A 21,325-nucleotide genomic window follows, 5' to 3' on the forward strand; every position below is an offset into this window, starting at 1 on the left:
CAGCGGGCTGACGAACTTAGAACTGGTAAACCAGGCCTACAGCAACTACGTCATCAGTAGAGATGTTTTTGCTGGTGTAGAAGCTATCGTCTTCATCCAGCAGGTTGATTTTGTAATCAACGTAGGTAGACATGTTTTTGTTGAAGTAGTAAGTCGCACCGATGTCTGCGTATTTAACCAGATCTTTGTCGCCGTCAGATCCGTTAGCGCCCAGATCCTGACCTTTAGACATCAGGAAGGAAACGGACGGACGCAGACCAAAGTCGAACTGGTACTGTGCAGTTACTTCGAAGTTCTGAGTTTTGTTGGCTACGCCGCTATCACCGTATGGAGTCATGTTGCGAGTTTCTGCATACATGGTTGCCAGATAGATGTTGTTCGCGTCGTATTTCATACCGACAGTCCAGGAATCAGCTTTGTCACCGCCAGCAACGTCGCCACCCGCAGTGGTCTGCTCGTTAGTACGGTCAGACGTGGTGTAAGCCGCACCGAAGCTTACGCCCATACCCAGATCGTAGGTAGAGGAGAGACCGAAGCCGTCACCGTTAGAGTTCTGAACGTTACGGCCAGTACCATTGCCGGTACCTTCCTGGTTGTATTCGTCGCTTTTCTGCTCGTTCGCACCCTGGTACTGCAGCGCGAAGTTCAGACCGTTCACCATACCGAAGAAGTCGGTGTTGCGGTAGGTTGCAACACCGTTTGCACGGCCGGTCATGAAGTTGTCGGCTTTGGTGTAAGAGTCGCCACCGAATTCTGGCAGCATATCGGTCCAACCTTCTACGTCGTACATAACGCCGTAGTTACGACCGTAGTCGAATGAACCGTAGTCGCCGAATTTCAGACCTGCAAAGGCCAGACGAGTAAAGTTGTTGCTGCGGTTGCTTTCAGTAGTGTTGGCATTTACCTGATATTCCCACTGGCCATAGCCGGTGAGCATATCGTTAATCTGAGTTTCGCCTTTGAAGCCGCCACGGAAATAAGTCTGATCGCCATCATTGCTGGCATCGTCAGAGAAGTAACGCAGACCATCAATTTTTCCGTAGAGATCTAATTTGTTGCCGTCTTTATTATAAACTTCTGCAGCGTGAGCAGCGCCTGCAGCCAGCAGGGCAGGAATTACGAGAGCCAGTACTTTTCTGTTCATTGAAATAATCCTTTAGTTTTTTTATTAACCTGTGACTACCCATGTAGGGAGTAAAAGCATGCTAAAGGAGAAGTTCCGTAAAGAGATAAATATGAATTGTTACGTCTTAAGTAAAACCTTAAACAAATAATTCTACGGAAATAGTGATAGTTGACATGAATGAGTTAATGAAAATATATATAAAATAAAAATTATACAATTGAATTTTGTTGGGCTATTCTGCGCGTGTTATATGCCTTTATTGTCACGTTTTATTTTTCGTTGGTATATTGATGACACTTATTAATTAGCCAGCGAATAAATTGACAAGCCCGAACAACTGTTCGGGCTTTTTTTTTGGTTCCGGGCTAATACTGAGAAAAACGTATTATTCGGTACCGCTCTTTTCCGCTTTGCCTGCCAGTTGGGCCAGGAAGTCGTAGCGTTTTTGCAAATCAGCCGTCGCATCCTTCCACAGCTGTTCTGCAACTTCTGGCTGTTGGGCGTTCAGGCGGCGGAAACGCTGCTCGTTAAGCAATGTTTCGGCCAGCGCATCTGACGGTGGGCGCGAGTCGAGCGCCAGCGGCAGCTTACCTTCGTCTGCTCGGCGTGGGTCAAAGCGGTACAGCGGCCAGAATCCGGTAGCCGTGAGTTGACGCATCTGATCGTGGCTTAGCGCGAGATCATAGCCATGCTCCTCACATGGGCTATACGCGATAATCAGCGACGGGCCGGGGTAGGATTCAGCTTCCTGGATAGCTTTGACCGTCTGATTCAACTGGGCGCCCAGAGAAATCTGTGCGACATAAACATGCCCGTACATCATCATGCTGACGCCAAGATCTTTGCGAGCCTTGCGCTTGCCATGCTCACCAAACTTGGTAACCGCCCCAAGCGGTGTGGCTTTCGACGCTTGTCCACCCGTGTTGGAGTAACACTGGGTATCCAGCACCAGAATATTGACGTTCTCGGTCAGACTCAGGACGTGATCCAGTCCGCCAAAACCAATATCATAAGCCCAGCCGTCGCCGCCAATCAGCCAGATGGACTTCTCGACCAGCGCGTCGGCATCGGTTAACAGTTGTTGTGCACCTTCGACATCTTTCAGATGCTGGCGCAGCGCAGCAACTTGCTCACGGCGTACTTCTGGCGTCGCTTCAGCATGCAGGGCGTCATTCAGTTCAGACGGAATATTATCCGCAAACTGCTCCAGCAAACGCATGACGCGCACACGGTGTTGATCCACCGTCAGGCGGAAGCCCAGACCAAACTCGGCGTTATCTTCGAACAGAGAGTTTGCCCACGCAGGTCCACGACCATTGACATCGGTCGTATACGGCGTTGAAGGGAGGTTACCGCCATAAATCGATGAACAGCCGGTCGCGTTAGCGATCAGCATGCGGTCGCCATACAGCTGCGTAAGCAGTTTGATATACGGTGTTTCACCACAACCAGAACAGGCGCCGGAATATTCAAACAGCGGAGTGATTAACTGCGAGGTACGGATATCAATGCGTTCAAGCTTGCTGCGGTCGATCTCCGGCAGATTGAGGAAGAAGTCATAGTTAACTTTTTCTTCTTCAACATGCTCAAGGCGCGACATCATATTGATGGCCTTGATTTCCGGGTTTTGGCGATCTTTTGCCGGGCAAACTTCGACACACAGATTACAGCCAGTGCAATCCTCTGGTGCAACCTGCAGGACATACTTCTGACCGCGCATATCGCGTGATTTCACATCCAAAGAATGCAGACTGGCAGGGGCGTTTTCCATCGCTTCAGGTGAAACCACTTTGGCGCGGATTGCCGAGTGCGGGCAAGCGGCAACGCAGTGGTTACACTGGGTACACAGTTCTTCCTTCCAGATGGGGATCTCTTCGGCGATATTGCGTTTTTCCCAACGCGTGGTGCCCATTGGCCAGGTACCGTCTGGCGGCAGCGCGGATACGGGGAGGGCATCACCCAGACCGGCGAGCATTGCCGCGGTGACGGTTTTCACGAAATCAGGTGCGGCATCAGAAACCACCGGTGGGCGGTTTGCGCTGTGCGGATCAACCGGCTGGAGTGCTACTTCGGCGACGGATTCGCGCGCCAGGGCCAGAGCCTGCCAGTTACGTTCAACCAGGTCCTGTCCTTTACTGCTGTAACTTTTCGCAATCGCCCCCTGCAATTCAGCCAACGCGCTGTCGCCGGGTAAGATTTGCGTCAAATGGAAGAAGGCCATTTGCATAACGGTGTTAATACGCGCTGCCAGACCGCATTCGCGGGCGATTTTGGCCGCATTAATCACGTAGAAATGGGCTTTCTTCTGATTCAGTACCGCCTGAACTTCCTGTGGCAGACGACCCCAGACTTCATCCACACTGTATGGCGTATTAAGCAGGAAGATACCGCCTGGTTTCAGGCGCTCGGCCATCTGATACTTATCGATAAATTGCAGCTGGTGACAGCCAACAAAATCGGCTTGTGAAACCAGATACGCTGATCGAATAGGCTGCTCGCTAACGCGCAGGTGGGAGACTGTCAGACCGCCTGCTTTTTTCGAGTCGTAGACGAAATAACCTTGCGCATACCATGGCGTCGAGTTACCAATAATTTTGATATTGTTTTTGGTGGCTGACACGCTACCGTCGCTGCCCAGCCCGTAAAACAGCGCTTCGAGCTTAGCCGTACCGGGCAGGGTGTTTTCCGGTAACGGTAGCGACAAGTTGGTGACATCATCATAGATACCGACCGTAAAGCGAGGTTTCGGCTTCGCGCTGCTCAGCTCATTAAAGACTGCCATCACGCAGTCTGGACCGAACTCTTTGGAAGAAAGGCCATAACGTCCGCCAATCACGCGCGGTAGCGTTTCTCGCTCGCCACAGTTAAAGGCTTCTGCTAACGCGGTCATTACGTCCAGATACAACGGTTCTGCCTGTGCGCCGGGTTCTTTGGTGCGATCCAGGACGGCGATGCTGCGTACGGTTTCCGGCAGCGCGCGCAGTAAATGTCTGGCAGAGAATGGACGGAACAGACGCACTTTCAGAACGCCAACTTTCTCGCCACGTGCCAGCAGATCTTCAACGACTTCTTCGCAGGTTCCAATCGCCGAGCCCATTAAGATAATGACGCGCTCAGCCTGAGGATGGCCGTAATATTCAAATGGCTGGTACTGGCGACCTGTCGCTGCGGCGAAATCGTTCATCGCCTGTTCTACATGATCGTAAACCGCGTTGTACCACGGGTTTGTTGCCTCGCGTGACTGGAAATAGGTGTCCGGGTTCGCAGACGTACCGCGAATAACCGGATGCTCAGGATTAAGCGCCCGAGCGCGATGAGCATCGATTTCCGCCTGCGGCATCAGTCCGAGGATCGTGTCGTCGGCCAGTGGCACAATTTTATTGATTTCATGGGATGTACGGAAACCATCAAAGAAATGAATAAACGGAACCCGGCTTTTCAGGGTGGCTATTTGCGAAATCAGCGCAAAGTCCTGTGCTTCCTGAACGCTGCTGGCACACAGCATCGCACATCCTGTCTGGCGCACCGCCATCACGTCGGAATGATCGCCAAAGATTGATAATGCGTGAGTAGCAATTGTACGAGCCGCAACGTGCAGTACAAACGGGGTCAACTGACCGGCCAGTTTGTACAGCGTTGGGATCATCAGCAACAGGCCCTGCGATGAGGTAAACGACGTAGAGAGCGCACCGGTCTGCAACGCGCCATGAACGGTTGCGATCGCGCCACCTTCTGACTGCATTTCTACGACGCGAGGGGTATCCCCCCACACGTTCTTAAGCCCGTTCCCGGCCCAGGCATCTGCCTGTTCAGCCATCGTCGAACTGGGCGTAATCGGGTAGATGGCGATAACCTCGCTGGTACGAAATGCGACTGAAGCAACCGCACCATTACCGTCAATTGTGATCATACTGACACCCTTACATTGCGCAAAAAGAGGGACACGCGTAACAGCGGCGAGTCCTGTAGTTATCTTTCTATTTTAGCAAAAGCGCTAAAGACAGATTTTCGCTTTTGTGTCCCTGGAATAAACAGAATGAATGGTTTGATCAAAGGAGCAGGCAAAAAATTGCCAGAAAATGTAAACAGTACGCATAAATGCGTATTTTGCCTCTCGACGGCGGTGTTTCCGCTGCCTATTATTTATGGCTGTGTCGTTTGGTTAATATTCAGAGGGGAGTAAGATGCGCGCAGCGTTTTGGGTAGGATGTGCCGCGTTATTATTATCGGCTTGTAGCAGCGAACCTGTTCAGCAGGCAACCGCCGCGCATGTCGCACCGGGCATGAAGGCAGCAATGTCCAGTTCAGGAGAAGCTAATTGCGCCATGATTGGCGGTTCGCTCTCTGTTGCTCGTCAACTGGATGGTTCTGCTATCGGGATGTGTGCGCTACCCAACGGCAAACGCTGTAGTGAGCAGTCGCTTGCCGCCGGAAGTTGTGGGAGCTATTAAGCCACCACGTTTCCTACATTAAATCCGCGAGTTTATACGTCAGCGTTTGTTCTGCTGTCGCCAGCGTTAACTGGTCAGCAGTCAGATCGACCTGTGCGCCTTGCTTAAACATTTCGCTGACGATCCCGTCGAGCGCGTTAAGCTGTGGATCGGCGCACATCATACGCGTCATCGCCATATCTTTTACCTTCAACTCACCGTCGGACAGCTTGCCCTGGCCGTGGAATTGATTACACATCTTTCCTGATACCGTCATGTTTTCGCCAAAACTTAACTCAGGTGGGTTGTTGGTGGCGGTGACGGCTTTACCATTCACGCTTTGCAAAACGAAGCGGTGATGCTGCAACTGTTCGCGATTGACGGAAACTTTTCCATTGCTCACACAGCCAGCCATCAGCATGCTGAGCGCAATCAACGTGACAACTTTCTTCATTAAATTTCTCTACGTTTGTGACGGGAATACATTCAATATAATAATGATACTGAATGTTTTATCATCGGTGATTGTCTGAAAATGCTCCCCTGACGCCAGGGGAGCACAGGTATTAGAAGAGGGCGTTTGGACAGGTCTCGCCTTTAGAGATTTGGGCCAGATTCTGCAGCGTGGTCTCAGAAATGCTGGTTAACGCTTCTGCGGTCAGGAATGCCTGATGACCGGTAAACAGCACGTTATGGCAGGCTGACAGACGACGGAATACATCATCCTGAATGACATCATTAGATTTATCTTCAAAGAACAGGTCGCGTTCGTTCTCATACACGTCCATACCCAGAGAACCAATTTTCTGGTTTTTCAGCGCATCGATAGCGGCTTGTGAGTCGATCAATGCACCACGACTGGTATTAATGACCATCACGCCGTTTTTCATTTGCTCAAAGGCTTCGTGATTGAGCAAATGATAATTCTCCGGTGTTAACGGGCAGTGCAGAGAGATGACATCTGACTCTGCAAACAGCGTTTTAAGATCGACATATTCAACGCCTAACTCCAGCGCAGCAGCGCTCGGGTAAGGATCGAACGCCAGCAGACGCATACCAAAACCTTTCAGGATCCGCAGCGCAGCGATACCGATTTTACCGGTACCGATCACCCCAGCGGTTTTGCCATACATAGTAAAACCGGTCAGCCCCTCAAGAGAGAAGTTGGCATCACGGGTACGCTGATAAGCGCGGTGAATACGGCGATTCAGCGTCATCATCATGCCAATCGCATGCTCAGCGACGGCCTCTGGTGAATAAGCTGGAACACGAACCACCTGCAGACCCAGCTCTTTTGCTGCGTCGAGATCGACGTTATTGAACCCGGCACAACGCAGCGCAATGTATTTCACGCCATGCTTTTTCAGTTCTTCCAGAACGGGGCGGCTGCCATCGTCGTTGACGAAAATGCACACAGCTTCACAGCCATGGGCGGTTTTCGCTGTTTTTTCCGTCAACAGAAAGTCAAAGAATTCAAGTTCAAAACCAAAAGCCTCGTTAACCTGCTGCAGATACTTCTTGTCGTACTGTTTTGTACTATAGATGGCGAGTTTCATAAGACTTTCTCCAGTGATTTTGACGTCACATTAATCCAATTCAAATTATTTTACAAAATCTAAAAAGTTATTGATAGTCATAGGCGTAATGAATAATTTCAGCGTATCTGTTGTTAGTGTGGGCAGGTTACACAATTTCAACAACTGGATATTTTTCTATCCAACTCAACACCTGAATATCGCGGCAGGTAAAAAGCCAGCCGAATCACATCCGGACAGCTACGCTTATACAGGTAGCAATTATCGGGAGGGGTTATGCTGACTCACTCTGAAGCAAAACGATGGGCCACCCTAATGCTCAAGGCGGCATTATGCGATGGTATGAAACCTGATGAGATTTCCCGGCAGGTACATCTGGTCTGCGATCATCATGGTAGGGAGTGCCTCGAAGAACTCATTGAGGAAATTCTGATAGAAGCAGGTCGTATCGGACCTAAACATAGCGATGGACAACTTAGGCCTCATTGAGTCTGAATCTTAATATCCCAGACGGCACGTGTAACAGCGTGCCTAGAAATCGGTTATCTATCCTTAATGTGGGCATATCCAGTTAAACATGCCACAATACAGGCCTAAACCGGCTTAAATTTTTGCTAAATCAGGATATTAACTACCCATGAAGGGTAAATATAAAGCCGTTCTGGCACTCCTCTTATTATTGATTCTCGTGCCGCTGACGCTAGTGATGACGCTTGGCCTGTGGGTGCCTACGTTGGTGGGTATCTGGTTACCCGTTGGAACACGCATCGCGCTGGATGAAAGCCCGCGGCTGACACGGCATGGGTTGCATATACCTGAACTCCGCTATCTGGTTGAAGATTGCCCGCTAGCACGCATCACTCAGGCGGATCTGTCTCACCCCAGCCGCTGGTTGCTCAATGTCGGGACCATTGAGTTGGATTCAGCTTGCCTGGCCAAATTGCCGCAGGCAGAGCCATCGCCGGCAGCGCCTAAAACGCTGGCTGAATGGCAGTCAATGCTGCCCAATACCTGGATTAACATCGACAAACTTATTCTTTCTCCATGGCAGGAATGGCAGGGAAAACTGTCACTCTCGCTCACTCCCACCACTCAACAGCTGCGTTACCAGGGGGAAAAAGTTAAATTCCATGGGCGTTTGCACGGGCAAAACCTCACGGTAACTGAGCTGGATGTTGCGGCATTTGAAGGCCAGCCGCCGGTAAAATTGGTCGGTGAATTTACTATGCCACTGGTTCCCGATGGGCTACCGGTAAGCGGTCATGCGGTTGCGACGTTAAGTCTGCCGCAAGAGCCTACGCTTGTGGACGCCGAACTGGAGTGGCAAGAAAACAGCGGACAACTGATTGTCATGGCGCGTGATAATGCCGATCCGCTGCTGGACCTTCCGTGGGAAATAACACGCCAGCAACTGACCATCAGCGACGGACGCTGGAACTGGCCTTATCAGGGATTCCCGTTAAGCGGGCGGTTGGGCATAAAAGTTGAGAACTGGCAGGCCGGACTGGAAAACGCGGTGGTGAGCGGGCGTCTGAACGTTCTGACGCATGGCGACGCCGGTAAAGGAAATGCCGTATTAACGCTGGGGCCGGGTAAGCTTGGCATGGATAGTAGCGAGATGCCGCTACAGTTGATCGGTGAAGCGAAACAGGGCGATCTGATCTTCTACGCGAAATTGCCCGCCAGACTTACCGGAAGTCTGAACGATCCACAATTGGCTTTTGAGCCAGGAGCGCTGCTGCGCTCACGTGGGCGGGTGATTGATTCGCTGGATATTGACGAGATTCGCTGGCCGCTGGCAGGCGTAAAAGTCACGCAACGTGGTGTGGATGGGCGTCTGCAGGCTATTTTACGTGCGCATGAAAACCAGATGGGGGGCTTTGAACTGCATCTGGATGGCCTGGCAAATGATTTTCTTCCTGATGCCGGTCGTTGGCAGTGGCGATATTGGGGAGAAGGCAGCTTTACGCCGATGCATGCCCGTTGGGACGTAGCGGGTAAGGGAGAATGGCATGACAACACCCTGAAGCTATTTGATCTTTCTACCGGATTTGATCATCTGCAATACGGCACGATGAAGGTGGAAAATCCGCGTCTGGTGATGGACGAACCGATAGTTTGGGTGCGGGATGCAACCAAACCGACATTTAGCGGCGCGCTGTCGCTGGACGCAGGGAACACCACCTTCACCGGGGGAAGCGTGTTACCACCATCGACGCTGAAGTTCAGCGTGGAAGGTAGCGATCCGACAATTTTCCAGTTCAAAGGCCAGCTTCACGCTGGGGCGATTGGGCCCGTACAGCTGAATGGTCGTTGGGACGGTATCCGCCTGCGCGGACAGGCCTGGTGGCCAAAACAATCGCTCACCGTATTCCAACCTCTGGTTCCACCTGACTGGAAAATGAAGCTACGTGAAGGTGATCTGTATGCGCAGGTCGCATTTTCGGCAGCCCCGGAGCAGGGCTTTGAAGCAGGCGGTCATGGGGTGTTAAAAGGCGGTAGCGCCTGGATGCCCGATAACCAAATCAACGGTGTCGATTTTGTATTGCCTTTCCGGTTTAGTGAAGGCGCATGGCAACTGGGTACGCGTGGACCTATTTCACTGCGTATTGCGGAAGTGGTGAATCAGGTGACGGTGAAGAATATCGCCGCCGATCTGCAGGGGGCGTACCCCTGGAGTGAAAACAACCCGTTACTGTTGAGCGATGTTAGTGCCGACCTGCTGGGTGGCAAAATCATCATGCAGCAACTGCGGATGCCGCAGCACGACCCGGCCTTATTGCGGGTGCAGAATATCTCTTCCAGCGAGCTTATCAGTGCGGTTAACCCCAAACAGTTCGCCATGTCTGGCCCGGTCAGTGGTGCGTTGCCATTATGGCTGGACAACGAAAAATGGATCATTAAAGACGGCTGGTTGACTAATCCAGGGCCGATGACGTTGCGTATTGATAAGGACACAGCGGATGCGGTCGTCAAAGATAACATGGCGGCGGGGGCGGCCATTAACTGGCTGCGTTATATGGAAATAAGCCATTCGTGGACGAAAATAAATCTGGATAACCTCGGTGTCTTAACCATGCAGTCAACCGTGACTGGCAATAGTCGGGTAGATGGCAAAGTAGGTACGGTTAATTTGAATTATACCCACGAGGAAAACGTCTTTACGCTATGGCGCAGTTTGCGTTTTGGCGACAATTTACAGGCATGGCTTGAACAAAATGCAGCGCTGCCGGAAACCCATTGCCCGGAAGGCAAGGAATGTGAGGAACAACAATGAAAACGATAGCTGCCATGCTAGGTCTGCTGACTTCATCTCTGCTGGTAGGATGTACTCCCAGAATCGAAGTGGCTGCGCCAAAAGAGCCCATCACCATTAATATGAACGTCAAAATCGAGCATGAGATCCATATCAAAGTTGATAAAGACGTCGAAAGTTTATTGAAATCGCGCAGCGATTTGTTCTGAGGTCATGATGAGAAAACAGTTTGCAGTGGCGCTGGTCGTCCTAAGTTTACTCAGCAGCAATACGTGGGCATTGACCCTGAATGAAGCCAGAACTCAGGGGCGAGTAGGGGAAACGCTCAATGGCTATCTGGTCGCATTGCAAACCGATGCCGAAACGCAGGCGCTGGTGAGTGAGATTAATAAAGCGCGCAACGCCAGCTATCAGCAACTGGCAGAGAGCAATAATATTCCGCCAGATGAAGTGGCAAAAATGGCCGGGCAAAAGCTGGTTGCTCGCGCTAAACCGGGAGAGTATGTGCAGGGTATAAATGGTAAGTGGTTGAGAAAAGAGTAAATCGCTTTTTCACACTGCCAGAGGGACACGACGCTGGATTATTCATCGACATCGCAATAGTTGCCACACGGCATAAAATGGATGCTGGTATAGTCCAACACCGGTCGCGTCGTAGGGTGAAATCATGTGGCTTCTCAAGTGGTACGTCTGGAATCGTTGGGTATTCAAGCTGTTAAGCCGGGATGTCGCGGAGCCTGAACAGTTTTTGCTTCATTGTTGGGAAGAGAATCTGGCGAAATGCAGGGATTATGCACCTATCTGGCGTGATATTAATCGCATTCACGGCAAACAGATACAGATGCAGGGAAAGAAGTAAGTGTCGGAGAAACCCTCCCACCGGATGGTGAGAGGGGGGAATTATCAGGCAGCTACCACGCTGTCGATAGCGGCTTTCGCGTCGGACTGTGCTTTAGACGCCACTTCCGGGCCGTAAGCAATACCTTCAGCAAAGACAACATTCACGTCGGTGATGCCGATAAAGCCCAGGAATACGTTCAGGTACGGCGTGATCAGGTCGGTTGGTGTGTCTTTATGAATACCACCACGGCTGGTCAGCACCACCGCGCGTTTACCTGTCACCAGACCTTCCGGGCCTTTCTCGGTATAACGGAAAGTCACACCTGCACGGGCAATCAGGTCAAAGTAGTTTTTCAGCTGCGTTGGGATGTTGAAGTTGTACATCGGCGCGGCGATAACAATCACATCATGCGCTTTCAGCTCAGCAATCAGCTCATCGGACAGCGCCAGCGCTTCTTGCTGACGCGGCGTCAGCGGTGTATCGCTCGGGCGCATCGCACCCACCAGTTCGCCGTCCAGTACCGGTACAGGATTTGCAGCCAGGTCACGGACAGTGATTTCATCAGCAGAGTGCTTTTCACGCCACTGTTCAACAAAATAATCAGACAACTGACCAGACTGAGAGTACCCTGCCAGAATACTGGATTTAAGAACTAATACCTTGCTCATGGGTGTTTCCTTTTATGTGTTTGAAGGGGTGGTGCCCCGTTGCTTGTTGACACTTTATTCACAATCCTGTCGCAGTGATAGCGCAATATATCGAATCCTATGTTCGAAATTATTGAACAACACATGAAAAGCGCCGATGTGGTACTCTATACCCATCATCTAAAAGAGATTTAACCCGGCAGAGCACTGCCTTTTAACGCTATGACAGAACAACAAAAATTAACCTTCAACATGTTGCAGCAACAGCTGGACTCACTGATGCTGCGTGACAGACAGCGTTTTTCCCGCCGCCTGCACGGTGTGAAGAAGGTTAAAAATCCTGATGCACAACAGGCCATTTACCAGGAGATGGCGAAAGAGATTGAGCTGGCAGCCGGTAAAGTTGTGCTGCGTGAAGCGGCGCGTCCGGAAATCCGCTACCCGGAAAACCTGCCCGTCAGCCAGAAAAAACAGGATATTCTGGAGGCAATCCGCGACCATCAGGTGGTGATTGTCGCCGGTGAGACCGGTTCGGGGAAAACCACCCAGTTACCCAAAATATGTATGGAACTGGGGCGCGGGGTAAAAGGGCTGATAGGCCATACCCAGCCGCGCCGTCTGGCGGCGCGTACTGTGGCGAATCGTATCGCGGAAGAACTGCAGACCGAGCCGGGCGGCTGTATCGGTTATAAGGTACGTTTCAGCGATCATGTAAGTGATAACACCATGGTCAAGCTGATGACGGACGGTATCCTGCTGGCAGAAATCCAACAGGATCGGCTGCTAATGCAGTACGACACCATTATCATCGATGAAGCGCATGAACGCAGTCTGAATATCGATTTTCTGCTCGGCTATCTGAAAGAACTTCTACCGCGTCGCCCGGATCTAAAAATTATCATCACTTCGGCGACCATCGATCCTGAACGTTTTTCAAAGCATTTCAATAACGCGCCGATTATCGAAGTCTCCGGCCGAACGTATCCGGTGGAAGTGCGCTATCGTCCAATTGTTGAAGATGCAGATGACACTGAGCGTGACCAGCTGCAGGCAATTTTTGATGCCGTAGATGAACTGGGGCGTGAAGGGCCAGGCGACATTCTGATCTTCATGAGCGGCGAACGTGAAATTCGCGATACCGCCGATGCGCTGAATAAGCTGGATTTGCGCCATACCGAAGTGCTACCGCTGTATGCGCGTCTTTCAAACAGCGAACAGAACCGCGTGTTCCAGTCGCACAGCGGTCGCCGTATCGTGCTGGCGACCAACGTGGCGGAAACGTCGCTGACCGTTCCGGGAATCAAATACGTAATTGACCCGGGCACCGCGCGTATCAGCCGTTACAGTTACCGCACCAAAGTTCAGCGCTTGCCGATTGAACCGGTGTCGCAGGCCTCTGCTAACCAGCGTAAAGGCCGCTGCGGTCGTGTTTCGGAAGGGATCTGTATTCGTCTGTATTCCGAAGACGATTTCCTGTCGCGTCCGGAGTTTACCGACCCGGAGATCCTGCGTACCAACCTGGCATCCGTTATTTTGCAGATGACCGCGTTGGGTCTGGGCGATATCGCGGCGTTCCCGTTTGTTGAAGCGCCGGATAAGCGCAATATTCAGGACGGTGTGCGCCTGCTCGAAGAGTTGGGGGCGATAACCACCGACGAACAGGCAACCGCATACAAGTTAACGCCGTTGGGCCGTCAGCTGTCGCAACTTCCGGTGGACCCACGGCTGGCGCGAATGGTGCTGGAAGCACAAAAACATGGTTGTGTGCGCGAAGCGATGATCATCACCTCGGCGCTGTCCATTCAGGATCCGCGCGAGCGTCCAATGGACAAGCAGCAGGCATCCGATGAGAAGCATCGCCGTTTCCACGACAAAGAGTCTGATTTTCTTGCATTTGTGAACCTGTGGAACTATCTCGGCGAGCAGCAAAAAGCGCTGTCGTCAAACCAGTTCCGTCGCCAGTGCAAACTTGATTTTCTGAACTACCTGCGCGTGCGTGAGTGGCAGGATATCTACACGCAACTGCGCCAGGTGGTGAAAGAGTTGGGTATTCCGGTCAACAGCGAACACGCTGAATATCGGGAGATCCACGTCGCGTTGCTGACCGGTTTACTGTCGCACATCGGGATGAAAGATACCGATAAACAGGAGTTTACCGGGGCGCGTAACGCTCGCTTCTCGATCTTCCCGGGTTCAGGTTTATTCAAAAAACCACCGAAGTGGACGATGGTGGCAGAGCTGGTGGAAACCAGTCGCCTGTGGGGACGTATTGCCGCGCGTATCGATCCCGAATGGGTGGAACCGGTAGCCCAGCATCTGATCAAACGTTCGTACAGTGAACCGCACTGGGAACGCGCGCAGGGCGCGGTCATGGCGACAGAAAAGGTCACCGTCTACGGCTTACCGATTGTTGCCGCCCGTAAGGTGAACTACAGCCAGATCGACCCGGCGCTGTCACGTGAACTGTTCATTCGTCATGCGCTGGTGGAAGGCGACTGGCAAACGCGCCATGCGTTTTTCCGTGACAATCTGAAGTTACGGGCTGAAGTGGAAGAGTTAGAGCACAAATCACGCCGTCGCGACATTCTGGTCGATGATGAGACGCTGTTTGAGTTTTACGACCAACGCATCAGCCATGACGTGGTTTCTGCTCGTCACTTTGATAGCTGGTGGAAAAAGGTCAGCCGTGAAACGCCGGATCTGCTCAACTTTGAAAAGAGCATGCTTATCAAAGAGGGTGCGGAGAAAATCAGTAAGCTGGATTATCCGAACTTCTGGCATCAGGGTAACCTTAAGCTGCGCCTGAGCTACCAGTTCGAACCTGGAGCCGATGCGGACGGTGTGACCGTACATATTCCACTCCCGCTGCTTAATCAGATCGAAGAGAGCGGTTTTGAATGGCAAATCCCGGGGCTGCGCCGCGAACTGGTGATCGCCCTGATTAAGTCGTTGCCAAAACCGGTACGACGCAACTTTGTGCCCGCGCCGAACTATGCGGAAGCGTTTTTAGGCCGCGTCACACCGCTGGAACTGCCGCTGCTGGACTCGCTGGAGCGTGAACTGCGCCGCATGACCGGCGTTACCGTTGACCGTGAAGACTGGCACTGGGATCAGGTGCCCGATCACCTAAAAATCACCTTCCGGGTGGTGGATGATAAAAATAAGAAGCTACAGGAAGGACGTTCGCTGCAAGATTTGAAGGATGCGCTGAAGGGTAAAGTTCAGGAAACATTGTCTGCGGTGGCCGATGACGGCATTGAACAGAGTGGGTTGCACATCTGGAGCTTCGGTCAGCTTCCGGAAAGTTACGAACAAAAACGCGGTAACTATAAGGTGAAAGCGTGGCCGGCGCTGGTCGATGAGCGTGACAGCGTTGCCATCAAACTGTTTGATAATCCGTTGGAACAACAGCAGGCGATGTGGTGCGGTTTACGCCGCCTGTTGCTGCTGAATATTCCTTCGCCAATCAAATATTTGCATGAGAAGCTGCCCAATAAAGCCAAGCTGGGGCTGTACTTTAACCCATACGGTAAAGTTCTGGATTTGATTGACGACTGTATCTCCTGCGGTGTGGATCAGTTAATTGACGCCAACGGTGGCCCGGTGTGGACTGAAGAAGGCTTTACCGCGCTGCATGAGAAAGTGCGGGCTGAACTGAACGATACGGTGGTGGAGATTGCGAAGCAGGTCGAACAGATCCTGACCGCAGTGTTTAATATCAATAAACGTCTGAAAGGGCGCGTGGATATGACCATGGCGCTGGGTCTCGCGGATATCAAATCGCAAATGGGCGGACTGGTGTATCGCGGGTTTGTTACCGGCAATGGTTTCAAACGCTTGGGCGATACGTTGCGTTATTTGCAGGCTATTGAAAAACGTCTGGAAAAACTGGCTATCGATCCGCACCGTGACCGTGCACAGATGCTGAAAGTGGACAGTGTGCAGCAGGCCTGGCAGCAGTGGTTCAATAAACTGCCTCCCGCGCGCCGTCAAGATGCCGATGTCAAAGAGATCCGCTGGATGATAGAAGAGCTGCGCGTCAGCTATTTTGCCCAGCAGCTTGGTACGCCGTATCCGATCTCCGATAAACGTATTCTGCAGGCGATGGAGCAGATTTCGGGATAAATCGGTGCAGGGCCGTAGGCCGGATGAGGTGTAGCCGCCACCCGGCATCTGTACCCGGTAAAGATAAACACCAGGAGTCATCAATATGAGTCAGTTTCCGACACTTTCCGCAACCACCCTTGCGGCTATCAATACCGTAGGGCGATGGCTAGCGCAGAATGATTTTACGGGGAATATCACCGTTCAGTCAGATTGCGTGATTCTGGCAGGGAACGCGGTTATTCCTACCATCGACGCCGCCTGTCGGATCGCGAAAGAGCAACAGGTTCCCTTGCTGATTAGCGGTGGTATCGGTCATTCCACGCGCTTTCTGTATGATGCGATTGCCCAGCATCCGCGTTATAGCATCATTCGTACTACCGGACGCGCGGAAGCGGCGATCCTTGCCGATATTGCTCACCAGTTCTGGCAAATTCCGGGTGAGAAAATTTGGGTGGAAGATCAGTCGACAAACTGCGGTGAGAATGCCCGGTTTAGCTGTGCATTACTGAATCAGGCGGCAGAAAGTATTCATACCGTCATTGTGGTGCAGGATCCCACGATGCAACGCCGCACAATGGCCACGTTTCAGCGCGTCACCCGCGATGAGTCGCATGCGCCGCGCTGGTTGAGTTTCCCTGGTTTCATCCCTGAACTGGCCCAACAGCACGACGGCGTGGATTTTGTGCCCGCCGCAGAAGGTCTGTGGTCGGTAGAACGCTATCTTTCTCTCATTACCGGTGAACTTCCGCGCCTGCGTGATGATGCAACCGGCTACGGGCCCTGTGGACACGATTTTATCGTACATGTTGATATACCCCAGGACGTCGAGCAAGCCTGGCAGCAGCTAAAAAATGATACCGCGTTGACCGACTTACTGGAGAGCCGTTCTCTGTAATTCTTGCTGCCCGTTTGTCGGTGTTTTACGGCAAACGGGCAGAAATCCCACCTGGTTTTTCTCTTTATTCTTACTTTTCCAGACGCTTTTATGAAGCAGTTCACAGAACCGCCACTCCAGCGATAATGCGTCATGCATGATTGATATTAATTAACAATAGTTTTACTTGTTAAAAACAAATCAATCACAGGAGAGCCGCATGTCAGTACCCGTACAACATCCTATGTATATCGATGGGCAGTTTGTGACCTGGCACGATGACGCCTGGATTGATGTCGTCAATCCGGCCACGGAAGAGATTATCTCGCGTATTCCCGATGGGCGTGCCGAAGATGCGCGTAAAGCGATCGATGCCGCGGATCGCGCTCAGCCGCAATGGGAAGCGTTGCCTGCCATTGAACGGGCAAACTGGTTACGCAAAATTTCTACAGGTATCCGCCAGCGAGCCGATGAAATCAGCGCGTTGATTGTGGCGGAAGGTGGAAAAATTCAACAACTGGCTGACGTTGAAGTCGCGTTTACCGCTGACTATATCGATTACATGGCGGAGTGGGCGCGTCGCTATGAAGGCGAGATCCTGCAAAGCGATCGCCCAGGTGAGAATATATTGCTGTTTAAGCGTGCACTGGGCGTGACGACGGGCATTCTGCCGTGGAACTTCCCGTTTTTCCTGATTGCCCGCAAACTGGCCCCCGCCTTGCTGACGGGAAATACCATCGTCATTAAGCCGAGTGAATTCACACCGAATAACGCCATCGCCTTTGCCAAAATTGTTGATGACATTGGTTTACCGCGCGGAGTCTTTAACCTGGTGCTGGGACGCGGTGAAACGGTCGGGCAGGAGCTGGCCGGAAACCCGAAGGTCGCCATGGTGAGCATGACCGGTAGCGTCGGTGCGGGTGAGAAAATTATGGCCGCAGCGGCCAAAAACATCACCAAAGTTTGTCTGGAGTTGGGTGGCAAGGCCCCGGCTATCGTGATGGACGATGCTGACCTTGAGCTGGCGGTGAAGGCTATTGTTGACTCGCGGGTGATCAATACCGGACAGGTATGCAACTGTGCCGAGCGCGTATACGTTCAGAAAGGTATCTATGACCAGTTCGTTAATCGTCTGGGTGAGGCGATGAAAGCCGTGCAGTTTGGCAATCCGGCCGAACGCAATGACATTGCGATGGGGCCGCTGATTAATGCCGCTGCGCTGGCGCGTGTAGAGCAAAAAGTCGAGCGAGCGGTGCAGGAAGGCGCCCGTGTGGTGCTGGGTGGTAAAGCCGTTGCTGGTAAAGGTTATTACTATCCGCCGACATTACTGTTAGACGTGCGCCAGGATATGGCGATTATGCACGAGGAGACGTTTGGTCCGGTGCTGCCGGTGGTGGCATTTGATACGCTGGAACAGGCGTTGACGATGGCCAATGACAGCGACTACGGACTGACCTCATCGATCTATACGCAGAATCTGAATACGGCAATGAAGGTGATTAAGGGGCTGAAGTTTGGCGAAACCTATATTAATCGCGAAAACTTCGAGGCGATGCAGGGCTTCCACGCTGGCTGGCGCAAGTCCGGGATTGGCGGGGCAGATGGTAAACACGGTCTGAATGAATACCTGCAAACACAGGTAGTGTATTTGCAGTCTTAAGTTTTTCGCCGGGTGAGCCTGTACGCCACCCGGCGCAATTCTCACACTTTGGTGGCGATCCAGTTCATCATCATTTCAGGCCAGATGGCCAGCGGTAACCCTTGCGCATCGCGAATACCAAATCCGTGCTTACCGCGTTCAAACAGATGCATTTCGACCGGAACGCCCAGCCCACGTAGCGAATTAAAGAAAACCAGGCTGTTTTCTACTTTCACCGCCGGATCGTCGATGGCGTGTAGCAGGAATGTCGGCGGTGTCGTGTTATCCACTCGATCTTCCAGAGAATAGTGGCGCAGATCTTCCTTTTCGGGCGTAGCGCCAACCAGCTCAAGACGAGAGCCCGGGTGGCCGATGTCTTCACGCAGAGTAATCACCGGGTAGACCAACGCCATGAACGCAGGACGCGTTGGTTGCTCGTCTATGCTATCAATCGGTGTATAAACCGGTTCGGCAAACCGGGTTCCCAGACTGGCGGCTACGTGACCACCGGAAGAGAAGCCCAACACACCGATACGATCAGGGTTAATTTTCCATTCATGGGCGTTGGCGCGAATGTAGCGCATGGCGCGCTGGGCATCGGCCAGCGGCGCGTTTGCACCTTCCTCATGGCCATCACCCGGCATGCGGTAGGTCATCACAAACAGGGTATAACCGCGGGCGTTAAAGAATGGTGCCAGTACGCTGCCTTCTTTATCCATCACCACGCGACGGTAAGAACCTCCCGGTGTAACAAGGATCCCTACGCCGTTAGGTTTTTCGGGGGCATAAACGGTAATTTCCGGGGCGCGAATACCGGTGACAGCACGATCATACTGAGATGTTCCTGTATGTCGGGGTTCTGGCGTAAAGACCGCATCGCTGTTTTTTGCTCCGGGGGCTTCACTCTGCGGCCAGAATGAGACGGTGGTTGCGTGGGCAACGGCTTGCTCCATCATGTTTTCTAACGTTTCACGACTCAGTGCTTCCATTACTATGCTCCCTCAGTGGCAAAGGTTAGCTATAGCACAGTCAGTGAATTGAAAACGGGGAGAGACTCACAACGTATTGAATTCGCGGGAAATGAAAGAGGGCGGAGGCAGGCCTCCGCCAGAACATTAGAGCTTGATAAATTTATCCAGCGTACGAATAAGCTGGGTGACAAAACCGTATTCGTTATCGTACCAGGCGACAATTTTTACCAGTTGCAGATCGCCCACTTCGGTAATCTCGGTTTGTGTTGCATCAAATACCGAACCGAAATGCGAGCCAATGACATCTGACGAGACGATTTCCTCGTCGGTATAACCAAACGACTCATTATTTTGCGTGGCTTTTTTCAGCGCGTTGTTGACCTCTTCAGCAGTGACTTTTTTCCCCAATATCGATACCAGTTCCGTGACAGATCCTGTTTTCACCGGAACACGCTGGGCATGGCCTTTTAATTTTCCGCTCAACGCCGGAATAACCAGACCAATGGCCTTGGCGGCACCAGTGGTATGGGGAATGATGTTCTCTGCTGCTGCCCGCGAGGCGCGCAGATCTTTCCCGCGTGGACCATCAACTAGCGACTGCGTTCCCGTGTAGGCGTGGATGGTGGTCATAGTGCCAAGCTGAATACCGAAGCTATCGTGCAGCGCTTTCGCCATCGGTGCCAGGCAGTTGGTGGTGCACGATGCGACCGAGATAACCCGATCGTTCGCATCCATTGTGTCGTCGTTGACGTTAAAGACAATGGTCTTCATGTCGCCAGCCGGGGCGGATATCAGCACTTTTTTGGCACCTGCATCCAGGTGCGCGTTGGCTTTTTCTGTCGAGGTATAAAAACCGGTGCATTCGATGATTATCTCAGCGCCAGTGGTTTTCCACGGGATATTTTTGGCCTCTTTTTCTGCGTAAACCGCGATTTTTTTACCGTCGACAATCAGCGCGTCTTCGGTAAAGTCGATGCTCCAGGGAAACGGGCCGTAGTTTGAATCGTGCTTTAACAGATAGGCGAGAATTTTGGGCGAGGTGAGGTCATTAATGGCCACAACCTCCACGTTGCTTTTGACTTCCAGTAGCCGACGCAATACCAGACGGCCGATACGACCAAAACCGTTAATGCCAATTTTACTCATGGTTTTCTCCTGTCAGGATGAGGCGGTACGACATATTTTCCTTACCAGGCTTAGTCCAGACAGGCATCCTCGGCAATAGCGGTTCTTGCGGTTAAGCGTAAGCGACTGAAAATGGGTGAACAAAAGTTAATGAATTTTTAACAAAAGCCCGTTATGTTGACGCATTATTGTTTTTATTCAGGAAGTGTTATGGGGAATAAGTATTCTGGCCTGCAAATCGGTATTCACTGGCTGGTCTTTTTGTTAGTTATTGTGGCCTATAGCGCCATGGAGTTTCGCGGATTTTTCCCGCGCAGCTATCGTCCCTTATTCAACATGGTGCACGTATCCTGTGGTATCACGATATTAACGCTGATGGTGGCGCGTCTGCTGGTCAGGCTGAAATATCCGGCACCGCCGATTGTGCCAAAACCAAAGCCAATGATGACCGGCATGGCGCATCTGGGGCATCTGGTTATCTATCTGTTGTTTATTGTGCTGCCTATTATTGGGCTGGTGATGATGTACAACCGGGGTAATCCGTGGATTGCATTCGGCATCGTTATGCCGCATGCGGCAGAGGCTAACTTTGATTTAGTGGATATGCTGAAGTCCTGGCACGTGACGCTGGCAAACCTGGGTTATTTTGTTATTGGTCTGCATGCCGTTGCCGCCCTGATGCATCACTATTTCTGGAAGGATAATACGCTGTTGCGCATGATGCCGCGTAAACGCTCCTGAGGTAATGCCCCGCAAATGCGGGGCATTTTTTTA

At 51.9% G+C, this 21,325-nt stretch carries 16 protein-coding genes; 9 read left to right on the forward strand and 7 right to left on the reverse strand.

The features are described 5' to 3' along the window. Positions 1–16: 16 nt before the first annotated feature. The gene (ompC, locus tag JQN59_RS11380) at positions 17–1,144 is read right to left on the reverse strand and encodes a porin OmpC (protein ID WP_149607272.1); all 1,128 of its coding nucleotides are present in this window, start codon (positions 1,142–1,144) and stop codon (positions 17–19) included. Positions 1,145–1,511: 367 nt separating this feature from the next. Then, positions 1,512–5,036, reverse strand: a complete 3,525-nt coding sequence (nifJ, locus tag JQN59_RS11385; RefSeq protein ID WP_103015383.1) for a pyruvate:ferredoxin (flavodoxin) oxidoreductase — start codon at positions 5,034–5,036, stop codon at positions 1,512–1,514. Between the two features lie 274 nt (positions 5,037–5,310). Between nifJ and JQN59_RS11390 the strand changes: the two genes are divergently transcribed. After that, positions 5,311–5,577 (forward strand): putative hemolysin, encoded by a 267-nt coding sequence (locus JQN59_RS11390; protein ID WP_003833199.1) that lies wholly within the window; start codon positions 5,311–5,313, stop codon positions 5,575–5,577. Between the two features lie 13 nt (positions 5,578–5,590). Here the strand turns inward: JQN59_RS11390 and hslJ are convergent, their stop codons facing one another. After that, positions 5,591–6,010, reverse strand: a complete 420-nt coding sequence (gene hslJ, locus JQN59_RS11395) for a heat shock protein HslJ (protein WP_048216300.1) — start codon at positions 6,008–6,010, stop codon at positions 5,591–5,593. A 112-nt stretch (positions 6,011–6,122) separates the two neighbouring features. After that, positions 6,123–7,112 (reverse strand): 2-hydroxyacid dehydrogenase, encoded by a 990-nt coding sequence (locus tag JQN59_RS11400; protein ID WP_003833196.1) that lies wholly within the window; start codon positions 7,110–7,112, stop codon positions 6,123–6,125. Positions 7,113–7,728: 616 nt separating this feature from the next. Between JQN59_RS11400 and JQN59_RS11405 the strand changes: the two genes are divergently transcribed. The 4 genes from JQN59_RS11405 to JQN59_RS11420 all read left to right on the forward strand — a co-directional run bounded on the left by JQN59_RS11405 (position 7,729) and on the right by JQN59_RS11420 (position 11,206). Next, entirely contained in the window at positions 7,729–10,368 is a 2,640-nt protein-coding gene (locus tag JQN59_RS11405; RefSeq protein ID WP_103015382.1) for a YdbH family protein, read from the forward strand. Next, the gene (locus JQN59_RS11410) at positions 10,365–10,556 is read left to right on the forward strand and encodes a YnbE family lipoprotein (protein ID WP_008784882.1); all 192 of its coding nucleotides are present in this window, start codon (positions 10,365–10,367) and stop codon (positions 10,554–10,556) included. Before JQN59_RS11405 ends, JQN59_RS11410 begins: the two co-directional genes overlap by 4 nt. A 7-nt stretch (positions 10,557–10,563) precedes the next feature. Continuing rightward, entirely contained in the window at positions 10,564–10,890 is a 327-nt protein-coding gene (locus JQN59_RS11415) for a YdbL family protein (protein ID WP_032943562.1), read from the forward strand. Between the two features lie 124 nt (positions 10,891–11,014). After that, positions 11,015–11,206, forward strand: a complete 192-nt coding sequence (locus JQN59_RS11420; RefSeq protein WP_032943560.1) for a hypothetical protein — start codon at positions 11,015–11,017, stop codon at positions 11,204–11,206. Positions 11,207–11,250: 44 nt separating this feature from the next. On the opposite strand, the gene azoR is transcribed toward JQN59_RS11420, so the two are convergent. After that, positions 11,251–11,856, reverse strand: a complete 606-nt coding sequence (gene azoR / locus JQN59_RS11425; RefSeq protein WP_003020341.1) for an FMN-dependent NADH-azoreductase — start codon at positions 11,854–11,856, stop codon at positions 11,251–11,253. Between the two features lie 201 nt (positions 11,857–12,057). Between azoR and hrpA the strand changes: the two genes are divergently transcribed. From hrpA to aldA, 3 genes are all read left to right on the forward strand, one after another. Further along, the gene (gene hrpA / locus JQN59_RS11430) at positions 12,058–15,960 is read left to right on the forward strand and encodes an ATP-dependent RNA helicase HrpA (protein ID WP_149607271.1); all 3,903 of its coding nucleotides are present in this window, start codon (positions 12,058–12,060) and stop codon (positions 15,958–15,960) included. A gap of 85 nt (positions 15,961–16,045) precedes the next feature. Continuing rightward, on the forward strand, positions 16,046–16,837 hold the full coding sequence (locus JQN59_RS11435; RefSeq protein WP_149607270.1) for a YdcF family protein: 792 nt from the start codon (positions 16,046–16,048) through the stop codon (positions 16,835–16,837). 199 nt (positions 16,838–17,036) lie between these two features. Beyond that, entirely contained in the window at positions 17,037–18,476 is a 1,440-nt protein-coding gene (gene aldA / locus JQN59_RS11440) for an aldehyde dehydrogenase (protein WP_149607269.1), read from the forward strand. A gap of 41 nt (positions 18,477–18,517) precedes the next feature. Here the strand turns inward: aldA and JQN59_RS11445 are convergent, their stop codons facing one another. Together JQN59_RS11445 and gap are read right to left on the reverse strand one after the other, a co-directional pair. After that, positions 18,518–19,444, reverse strand: coding sequence for an alpha/beta hydrolase (locus JQN59_RS11445; RefSeq protein ID WP_149607268.1), 927 nt, complete (start codon positions 19,442–19,444; stop codon positions 18,518–18,520). A gap of 126 nt (positions 19,445–19,570) precedes the next feature. After that, the gene (gene gap, locus JQN59_RS11450) at positions 19,571–20,572 is read right to left on the reverse strand and encodes a type I glyceraldehyde-3-phosphate dehydrogenase (protein ID WP_149607267.1); all 1,002 of its coding nucleotides are present in this window, start codon (positions 20,570–20,572) and stop codon (positions 19,571–19,573) included. 189 nt (positions 20,573–20,761) lie between these two features. On the opposite strand from gap, the gene cybB reads away from it, so the two are divergent. Continuing rightward, entirely contained in the window at positions 20,762–21,292 is a 531-nt protein-coding gene (cybB, locus tag JQN59_RS11455) for a cytochrome b561 (RefSeq protein WP_008784870.1), read from the forward strand. The last annotated feature ends 33 nt before the right edge of the window (positions 21,293–21,325 follow it).

The organism is Citrobacter sp. B72 (assembly GCF_016894305.1).
Lineage (GTDB): Bacteria > Pseudomonadota > Gammaproteobacteria > Enterobacterales > Enterobacteriaceae > Citrobacter > Citrobacter portucalensis.